The sequence below is a fragment of the Streptomyces sp. NRRL B-1347 genome (assembly GCF_000720325.1).
In the GTDB taxonomy this organism is placed as follows: Bacteria; Actinomycetota; Actinomycetes; order Streptomycetales; family Streptomycetaceae; genus Streptomyces.
The window spans coordinates 1-9,389 of sequence record NZ_JOJM01000122.1; the positions used below are offsets into that span (position 1 = coordinate 1).

At 73.7% G+C, this 9,389-nt stretch carries 8 protein-coding genes; 4 read left to right on the forward strand and 4 right to left on the reverse strand.

Going from position 1 to position 9,389, the window contains the following annotated elements; genetic code table 11:
- Window positions 1-16 precede the first annotated feature (16 nt).
- Together IG74_RS0142745 and IG74_RS0142750 are read right to left on the reverse strand one after the other, a co-directional pair.
- Window positions 17-547 (reverse strand): NUDIX hydrolase, encoded by a 531-nt coding sequence (locus IG74_RS0142745; RefSeq protein ID WP_030688829.1) that lies wholly within the window; start codon window positions 545-547, stop codon window positions 17-19.
- A 17-nt stretch (window positions 548-564) separates the two neighbouring features.
- Window positions 565-1,461 (reverse strand): DMT family transporter, encoded by an 897-nt coding sequence (locus IG74_RS0142750; RefSeq protein ID WP_030688831.1) that lies wholly within the window; start codon window positions 1,459-1,461, stop codon window positions 565-567.
- A 289-nt stretch (window positions 1,462-1,750) separates the two neighbouring features.
- On the opposite strand from IG74_RS0142750, the gene IG74_RS0142755 reads away from it, so the two are divergent.
- From IG74_RS0142755 to IG74_RS0142765, 3 genes are all read left to right on the forward strand, one after another.
- Window positions 1,751-3,406, forward strand: a complete 1,656-nt coding sequence (locus IG74_RS0142755; RefSeq protein ID WP_030688832.1) for an FAD-binding dehydrogenase — start codon at window positions 1,751-1,753, stop codon at window positions 3,404-3,406.
- 207 nt (window positions 3,407-3,613) lie between these two features.
- Window positions 3,614-4,582 (forward strand): hypothetical protein, encoded by a 969-nt coding sequence (locus IG74_RS0142760; RefSeq protein ID WP_030688834.1) that lies wholly within the window; start codon window positions 3,614-3,616, stop codon window positions 4,580-4,582.
- Between the two features lie 61 nt (window positions 4,583-4,643).
- The gene (locus IG74_RS0142765; protein WP_030688836.1) at window positions 4,644-6,245 is read left to right on the forward strand and encodes an APC family permease; all 1,602 of its coding nucleotides are present in this window, start codon (window positions 4,644-4,646) and stop codon (window positions 6,243-6,245) included.
- A gap of 80 nt (window positions 6,246-6,325) precedes the next feature.
- Here the strand turns inward: IG74_RS0142765 and IG74_RS0142770 are convergent, their stop codons facing one another.
- Together IG74_RS0142770 and IG74_RS0142775 are read right to left on the reverse strand one after the other, a co-directional pair.
- Window positions 6,326-7,732: a GntP family permease gene (locus IG74_RS0142770; RefSeq protein WP_030688838.1), complete on the reverse strand. Its 1,407-nt coding sequence runs from the start codon at window positions 7,730-7,732 to the stop codon at window positions 6,326-6,328.
- An 86-nt stretch (window positions 7,733-7,818) separates the two neighbouring features.
- Window positions 7,819-8,322, reverse strand: a complete 504-nt coding sequence (locus tag IG74_RS0142775) for a gluconokinase (protein ID WP_030688840.1) — start codon at window positions 8,320-8,322, stop codon at window positions 7,819-7,821.
- A gap of 200 nt (window positions 8,323-8,522) precedes the next feature.
- Between IG74_RS0142775 and IG74_RS0142780 the strand changes: the two genes are divergently transcribed.
- Window positions 8,523-9,224, forward strand: coding sequence for a FadR/GntR family transcriptional regulator (locus IG74_RS0142780; protein ID WP_030688842.1), 702 nt, complete (start codon window positions 8,523-8,525; stop codon window positions 9,222-9,224).
- The last annotated feature ends 165 nt before the right edge of the window (window positions 9,225-9,389 follow it).

Below are 9,389 nucleotides of genomic sequence, written 5' to 3' on the forward strand. Positions count from 1 at the left end.
CCGCCCGGCCCGCCCGTCATCGTGTCGCTCGGAAGTCGCGCAGGCGCCGGTACGCGTCCAGGCCGTCCGGCACCCACTCCCACTCCTCGGCGCGCCGCGCGAGGTCGGCGTCGGTCAGGAAGTCGTGCCAGGCGACCTCCTCCACCTGCGGATCCACCGGGGCCGCGCAGCGGACCTCGTAGAGGTACGACCACCAGCTGCGGCCCGCGCCGTCGTCGTACAGGAACTTGAACAGCGGGGCGGGGCGGGCGAGCCCGGAAACGCCGAGCTCCTCCTGGGCCTCGCGCAGGGCCGCGTCGTCGTAGGACTCGCCCGCGCCGACGACTCCGCCGACGAACATGTCGTACAGGGAGGGGAAGACGAGCTTCGTGGCGGTGCGGCGGTGCACGAAGACGCGGCCCTCGGCGTCGCGGGCCTCGACGAAGACGCAGCGGTGGCGCAGACCGCGGGCGTAGACCTCGCCGCGCGGGGCCTGACCGATCACCTGGTCGTGCTCGTCGACGACGGTCAGGACCTCGTCCGCCGGATTCGTGACGTCAGCGCTCATACGGCCATCCTGACAGGTCAGCGCAGGGCCGAGGCCCGTGCCCCGCTGCTCCCGCCGCCCGTGCCCGCGGGCATCGCCGGATGCAGGCCGAGCAGGACGATGCCGGTCACGATCCCGGCGAGACCCGCGGCCTCCCACGCCAGGGCCCCGGTGTCCGTCCGCAGCCGGTCGCCGAGGAAGCCGACCCCGCAGGCGATGCCCGCGAGCGGCTGGGCGGCGGTGAGCGCGGGCAGCGACATCCGCAGCGGCGCCATCTCGAACGCGCTCTGCACGAGGACGAGCCCGGTGACGCCGAGCACCAGGACCGCGTACGGCTGCCAGCCACCCAGGAGTTCGGGCCAGCCGCCCGCGACGAACCGCTCCTCGCTGACCCGGGTCAGGGCGTCCTGCACGCCGTAGAGCAGCCCGGCCGCGACGCCGAGCAGCGCGGGCCCGGCGCCGGCGGGGGACTTCTTCGCGCAGGCGGCGAGGGCGAGGGCGCCGCCGGTCATCACGCCGAGGACCAGCCAGTGCCGCAGCGGATCGGGGTCCGAGGCCCCGCCGCGCGGCTCGCCCGCCACGATGAAGGCCGTGACGCCGCCCGCGAGGAGGGCGAGCCCGGTCCAGCCCTGGCGGCCGAGCGGCTGCTTGGTCTGGTGCCGGGAGAGGGCGAGGGCGAAGAGCAGGTTCGTCGCGAGCAGCGGCTCCACCAGGGTGACCTCGCCCTCGCCGAGCGCGAGGGCGCCGAGCACCATGCCGCACACCATCAGGCCGATGCCGCCGAGCCAGCGCGGCACCCGCATCAGGTCGAGCAGCAGCCGGGGCGAGAGGAAGTCGCCGAGCGGGGCCCGCCGGGCGGCGTTCTGCTGGAGGACGAAGCCGACGCCGAGGCAGCAGGCCGCGGCGACGGAGAGGAGGAGGACCAGAACCGACACGTGAGGCACCTCGGGCTCGGCGGCGGTCGGGCGGCGGTACCCGGCCGACGATAGCGCTCCACCGGCGGACCGCGTGCCGGGTGCGGCCGGTCCGGGGGCGGATTCCGGCCCGGACTCCGGCCCGGGTTCCGCGTACCGGACGGTTGACGTCCGGCCCGGCGCTATCCAGGATCTGACCCACGAGTAACACGCGTCCGCGGACACGCACCGCCGCTGCCGGGCGCGCCCCGTCACTCCTCGGCACGGCCCCGTCGAGAGGCCGTGCCGGGCCAGTCGAGAAGGAGCCGCCATGGCCTACGACGCGGACGTCATCGTGATCGGCGCGGGTCTCGCCGGGCTCACGGCCACCGCCGAGCTCGTGGACGCGGGCCGCCGGGTGATCCTGGTCGACCAGGAGCCGGAGCGGTCCCTGGGCGGGCAGGCCCACTGGTCGTTCGGCGGGCTCTTCTTCGTCAACTCCCCCGAACAGCGGCGCATGCGGATCAAGGACCACCGGGAACTCGCCCTCCAGGACTGGATGGGCACGGCCGGCTTCGACCGCGAGGAGGACCACTGGCCGCGCGAGTGGGCCAAGGCGTACGTGGACTTCGCGTGCGGCGAGAAGCGGGCCTGGCTGCACGGCCTCGGCGTCCGGTTCTTCCCGGTCGTCGGCTGGGCCGAGCGCGGCGGCTACGACGCCCAGGGGCACGGCAACTCCGTGCCCCGCTTCCACATCACGTGGGGCACGGGCCCCGGACTGCTCGCCCCGTTCGTGCGCCGCGTGCAGGAGGGCGTCGCGCGCGGCCTGGTGCAGCTCAGGTTCCGGCACCGGGTCACCGGGCTCGGCCGCAGCGCGGGCGCGGTCGACACCGTGACCGGCGAGGTCCTGGAGCCGTCGGCGGCCGAGCGCGGCAAGGCCAGCAGCCGTGAGGTCACCGGCTCCTTCGAGTTCCGCGCCCAGGCGGTGATCGTCACCTCCGGCGGCATCGGCGGCAACCACGACCTCGTGCGCGCCAACTGGCCCGAGCGGCTCGGCCGCCCGCCCGAGAAGATGCTGTCCGGGGTGCCCGCGCACGTCGACGGCCTGATGCTCGGCATCGCCGAGCGGGCGGGCGCGCGGCTGATCAACCGCGACCGCATGTGGCACTACACCGAGGGCATCGAGAACTGGAACCCCATCTGGCACAAGCACGGCATCCGCATCCTGCCGGGCCCGTCCTCGCTGTGGCTCGACGCGCGCGGCGACCGGCTGCCCGTGCCGCTGTTCCCCGGCTTCGACACGCTCGGCACGCTCAGCCACATCATGGGCACCGGGTACGACCACACGTGGTTCGTGCTCAACCAGCGCGTCATCGGCAAGGAGTTCACCCTGTCGGGCTCCGAGCAGAACCCCGACCTGACCGGCAAGTCGGTGCGCGGCGTCATCGACCGGGCCAGGGCCGACGTGCCGGGGCCGGTGAAGGCGTTCATGGACCACGGCGCCGACTTCGTCGTGGAGAAGGACCTGGGCGCCCTGGTGCGCGGCATGAACGCGCTCACCAAGGAACCCCTCATCGACGAGGCCGCCCTGCACCGCACGATCGCCGCCCGCGACCGCGAGACCGTCAATCCCTACACCAAGGACCTCCAGGTCATGGCCATGCGTGGCGCGCGCAAATTCGTCGGCGACCGGCTGATCCGCACCGCGGCGCCGCACCGCCTCCTCGACCCGCAGGCGGGACCGCTGATCGCCGTGCGCCTGAACATCCTCACGCGCAAGACGCTCGGCGGCCTCGAAACCGACCTGTCCTCGCGCGTCCTGCAGGAGGGCGGCGAACCGCTGCCGGGCGTGTACGCCGCGGGCGAGGCCGCCGGGTTCGGTGGCGGCGGGGTGCACGGCTACCGCTCCCTGGAGGGCACCTTCCTCGGCGGCTGTCTCTTCTCGGGCCGCGCCGCGGGGCGTGCGGCTGCAAAGTCCGTCGACTAGAAGGGGGTTGGCGGGGGCGCCGGGCTTGGCGCCCGGCGCCTCAGGGGAGCCATCGCGCACCTCCCGAACCCGTGAAGGAGTTCGTCAGGATGCGTGGGAGACGTGTCAAGACGCTTGGGGCGCCTGGGCCTTGACGCGGAGCGCCACCTACCGGTTGGCTGTGCGGGATCGCCTGCCCGCCTACCGCGTCTTGGGAGGACGCCCGCGGTGTCCCCACCCCCACCTCTCGGTCGCTCCCGCAAACGCGCGAGCCACGTCTTCGACGCCGCACTCGACGACGCCGAACTCGTCGCCGCACGCGCCGCGTTGGCGCAGGGACGCTGGAGCGAGGTGCGGGAGCTGCTCGCCGCCACCGGCGACGACTGGGACCGCCGCGGCCACCGCTGCGACGTCCTCGCCCGCGAGCAGAGCACCACCGCGTGGATCCGCGACTGGCGGCTCGCCGAACCGGAGAGCGCCGACGCCGCCGTGCTGCTCGCCCACGCCGCCGTGCACCGCGCGCTGCGCGGCAAGGAGCGCTCCGAGAAGGCCCGCACCGCCTGCCGCGAGGCGGCGGCCCGCGTCCCCGCCGACCCGACGCCCTGGCTCGCGCTGCTGCTCCTGGAGCGCTCGCTCGGCCACGAGGAAGACGTCCTACGGCTCTTCGACGAGGTCAGGCACCGGCACCCCGAGCACCACCACGCGCACTACCTGATGGTCGCGCGGCTCGCCGAGCGGCGGCCCGGCGCGGGCCAGGACCCGCTGCACGAGGTGTACGACTTCGCGACCTGGGCGGCCGAGCAGGTGCCCGCCCACTCGCCGCTCGCGGTGCTCCCGGTCGTCGCGCACGCCGAGCGCTACCGGGTGCTCGCCGCCGCGGGCAGCGAGAGCCACGACCCGCTCGCCTCCGGGCACTGGTCCAGCCGCCGCGCCCGGCAGGTGATGAAGGCCTCCTTCGACTGGTGGCTGGAGTGGGAGACCCCGGGCGGGGCCCCGGCGGGCACCGCCCACCCGCGCGCCTTCGTCGACCTCAACTTCCTCGCCCACGCCACGTTCTGCGAGGGCCGGTCGGCCGAGGCCGCCGCGCTGTTCCACCGCATCGGCCGGTACGCGACCGAAGCGCCCTGGTCGTACCCCGACCGGGATCCGCACGAGGCCTACACCGCCGCGCGCGCCGCCGCGCTCGGCACCGCGTGACGCGTAGGCGGCACCACACCAGACCGATCGACCCACGAACAGCGGAAAGGACAACCGCGCCATGGCGACGGGCAGTTCGAACGCGAGTGCAAGCAGAGCGGGGCACCCCGCCGGATCGGGAACCGGAGTCCACGGCAGGCCCGCGACGGGCCAGGGGGACATCAACACGTACATGGGCCAGGAGCGGGCGCTGCGCGCGGGCCGTCTCGGCACGGCGGGCCTGCTGCTCTCCGTGCTCGCCGCCACCGGGCCGCTGATGGTGGTCGCGGGCGTCATGCCCACCACGTACGGCGTGATGGGCGTGGTCGGCCAGCCCCTGCTCTTCCTCGCGCTCGGCGTCGTCCTCGCCCTGTTCAGCTTCGGCTACGCGGAGATGAGCAGGCACGTCCACAACGCCGGTGCCTTCTACGCCTACATATCGCGCGGGCTCGGCGGCACCGCGGGCGCCGGTGCCTCGGCCGTCGCGCTCGTCGCCTACAGCGCGCTCCAGGCGGGCCTGTACGGGCTGCTCGGCTTCGAGGTCTCCGGCCTGCTCGCCGAGTACGCGGACGTCACCGTCGCCTGGTGGATCCCGGCGCTCGTGACCGTGGCCCTCGTCGCCGTGCTCGGCTGGCTGAAGATCGACCTCAACGCGCGCGTGCTCGGCGTGCTGCTGCTCGTGGAGGTCGCCCTCGTCGTCATCTTCGACGTCGCCGCCCTCGCCGACCCCGCCGCCGAGGGCGTGTCGCTGCACGCCTTCAACCCCGACACGCTCACCGGCGCGGGCGTCGCCACCTCCCTGTGCTTCTGCATCGCCGCGTTCACCGGCTTCGAGCAGGCGCCCGTGTACGCCGAGGAGACCAGTCGCCCCCAGGTCGTCGTCGCCCGCGTGATGTTCTTCGCCGTGGGCTTCGTCGCCGTCTTCTTCGCGCTCAGCTCCTGGGCGCTCACGGTCGCCGCGGGGCCCTCGGGCATCGTGCCCGCCGCGCGCGAACAGAGCGCGGGCCTGCTCTTCGGCCTCACCGAGTCCCGGCTCGGCGGCACCTTCACCGACGTCCTGCACGTCCTCTTCGTGACCGGCATGTTCGCGGCCGTCCTCAGCTTCCACAACGTCGTGGCGCGGTACGCGTTCGCGATGGGCCGCGAGGGCCTGCTCCCGGCCGCCTTCGGCCGGACCAGCAGCGCCAGCGGCGCGCCCGGCACCGGCTCGCTCCTGCAGACCGTGGTGGCCGCCGTCGTGGTGGCGGGCTTCGCCGTGGCCGACGACAAGCCGACGGGCGATCCGACCGCGCCGGTGCTGCACCTGTTCACCTGGGGCGGCAACGTCGGCGCGCTCGGCGTGCTGCTGCTCATGGCCACCGCGTCCGTGGCGGTCATCGTCTTCTTCGTCCGCCGCGGGGCCGCCCGCGCCCAGCTGTGGCGCCTGGTCGCCTCCGGCCTCGCGGCCGTCGCGCTGCTCGTCATCGCGGGCTACACCGTCAAGGACTTCGACATCCTCGTCTCCGCGGGGCCCGACTCGGCCCTGCCCTGGCTCCTGCCCGCGATCATCGGGGCGGCGGCGGTCATCGGCCTCGCCCACGGCGCGTACCTCCGCGCCCGCAGGCCCGGGGCCCACGCCCGCATCGGCCTGGGCAACGAGGCCTTCCAGCTGGAGAAGGCCGCGACGACGCCGCCGGGCGCGTAGCCGGGACGTCCGCACGGGCCCGCGCCCCTGCGCCCCGGTCAGGGGACGAAGGGGCGCGGGCCCGTGCGGACGGACGGGGGCTACAGCACCAGCGACAGCAGCATCACGAATCCGAGCGCCACCACCGAGATGATCGTCTCCATCACCGACCACGTCTTGATCGTCTGGCCGACGTCGAGCCCGAAGTACTCCTTGACCAGCCAGAACCCGGCGTCGTTCACATGGCTGAAGAACAGCGACCCCGCCCCGATCGCCAGGACGAGCAGGGCCGCGTGCGAGGTGGACATGTCCGCCGCGAGCGGGGCCACGAGCCCCGCGGCGGAAATCGTCGCCACGGTCGCGGAGCCCGTCGCGAGCCGGATCGCGACAGCGATCAGCCAGGCGAGGAGCAGCGCCGGGATGGACCAGTCCTCGGAGAAGTCGAGGATCATCTGTCCGACCCCGACGTCGATGAGCGTCTGCTTGAAGCCGCCGCCCGCGCCGACGATCATCAGCACGCCCGCGATGGGCGCGAGGGACTTCTCCACGGTCGTGGAGAGCCGCTCCTTGGTGAAGCCCGCGGCCCGCCCCAGCGTGAACATGCCCACGAGCACCGCCGCGAGCAGCGCGATCAGCGGCGACCCGACGACGTCGAAGACGCGCTGCACGGTCGCGTCGGGGTCGTCCACGACGATGTCGACCAGCGCCTTGGCGAGCATGAGCACGACGGGCAGGAGCACCGTGGCGACGGTCGCGCCGAAGCCGGGCCGCTCGTCCAGCTCGTCGGTGGCCCGCTGCGGGATCATCTTCTCGGGCGGCGCGACGTCCACCCACCGCGCGGCGACCTTGGAGAACAGCGGCCCGGCCACGATCACGGTCGGGATCGCGACGAGCACGCCGAGCGCGAGCGTGACGCCGAGGTTGGCCTTCACCGCGTCGATCGCGACGAGCGGCCCCGGGTGCGGCGGAATGAGGCCGTGCATCACGGAGAGCCCGGCGAGCGCGGGGATGCCGATGCGCATCAGGGAGTAGTTGCCGCGCTTGGCGACCATCAGGACGACCGGGATCAGCAGGACGATGCCGACCTCGAAGAAGAGCGGAAGCCCGATCACCGAGGCGATGAGGACCATGGCCCACGGCATGGCCCGGCCGCCGGAACCCCCGGCCTTGGCGAGGATCGTGTCGACGATCTGGTCGGCGCCGCCGGAGTCCGCGAGCAGCTTGCCGAGGATCGCGCCGAGCGCGATGAGCACGCCCACGCCCGCCACGGTGTTGCCGAGCCCGGTGGTGAAGCTGCTGATGGCCTTGTCGAGCGGGGCCCCGGCGAAGGCGCCGAGGGCCAGCGAGCCGATGGTCAGCGCCAGGAAGGCGTGGACCTTGAACTTCGTGATGAGCAGGACGATGACGGCGATGCCCGCGAGGACGGCGATGCCGAGCTGGGCATGGCCCGCCGAGGTGATCGGTTCGACGGGGTCCGCTGCCAGCATCTCGACGCTGAGACTGGTCACGGTGGTTCCTTGTGCGTGTGGGCGTACGTCGGCGTGTGGGCGTACGTACGTGAGGGGCAGGGGAGAGGGGAGCTTCGGGGGGCTCGCTACCGGGCGGCCAGGGCCTTCGCCGCCCGGTCCGCGATGTCCTCCGGCGTGCCCGCGACGTCCACGGCCACGCCCGCCTCGTCCGCGCCGAGCGGCTGCAGCGTCGCGAACTGGGAGTCGAGGAGCGCGGTCGGCATGAAGTGGCCCTCGCGGTGGCTCATCCGGTCCTCGATGAGGGCCCGGTCGCCGGTGAGGTGGACGAAGAGGAGGCCGGGCGCGGCGGACCGCAGCCGGTCGCGGTAGCCGCGCTTGAGGGCGGAGCAGCTGACGACGCCGCCGCGCCCGGCACGGAGCTGCGCCCAGGCGCCGATGGCGTCGAGCCAGGGCCATCGGTCGTCGTCGGTCAGGGGGGTCCCGGACGACATCTTGGCGATGTTCGCCTGCGGGTGGAAGTCGTCGCCCTCGGCGTAGGGAACGCCGAGCCGGGCGGCGAGCAGGGGGCCGACCGTGGTCTTGCCCGTTCCTGCGACGCCCATCACTACGACGACGTGGGGGGTGCTCATCGCTGCTGCCTCGCTGTCTTCATCGACATCGGTCGGGCCCGCCGCCCGGTCCCGGACGGGAGGGCCGAGGGGGACGGGGATTTCAGACACGGACCCGTTCCGTTCACGCCACTGAAACTCATTAGGTCAGACAAATTCAAGAGCCTGTGACAGAAAAGTCTGACTTTTTAGCCGTGGCGATCTCCTCGTACGCTGACCCCATGACCGCACAGGCCCCGGGGCTGCACGCCCGCGTACTGGACAGCCTCGGGCCCAGCATCACCGGGGGCGAGTACCCGCCCGGCAGTGTCCTGCGCACGGACGAACTGGCGCAGCGCTTCGAGGTGTCCCGCTCCGTGATGCGCGAGGCGGTGCGGGTCCTGGAGTCCATGCACCTGGTCGCGTCCCGGCGCCGGGTCGGCGTGACCGTGCTGCCCGCCGAGGAGTGGAACGTCTACGACCCGCAGGTCATCCGCTGGCGCCTGGCCGGCGCCGACCGCCCGCGCCAGCTGCGCTCCCTGACCGTCCTGCGCTCGGCCGTCGAGCCGGTCGCCGCGGGGCTCGCCGCGCGCCACGCCACGGCCGAGCAGTGCGCGGCCCTGACCGAGTACGCCCTCGGCATGGTCGCCACCTCGCGCGGCCAGCAGCTGGAGGCGTACCTGGTGCACGACATCGCCTTCCACCGCACCGTCCTGAACTCCTCGGGCAACGAGATGTTCGCCCGCCTCGGCGACGTCGTCGCCGAGGTCCTGACCGGCCGTACGCAGCACGACGTGATGTTCGAGGACCCCGACCCGGCGGCCGTGACGCTGCACGTGCGCCTCGCCGAGGCGGTGCGGGAGGGTGACGCGGTCCGCGCCGAGGCCCTGACCAGGGAGATCGCGGAGGGCGCGCTCCAGGAGCTGGACATCTTGGCGCCCTGAGGCCGTGCGGCCCTGGCGCTCCGAGGCCCGGAAGCCCTGAGGCTCCCGGCCCCGATCGCCGCGATCGCCCGGTCCGCGCCGAGGCCCCCGGCCCCCGCCCCGGCCCCGCCCGGCAGAATGACCCGCATGTCCCCCCGTGCGCCACGCGCCCCCCGCCCCCGGGCC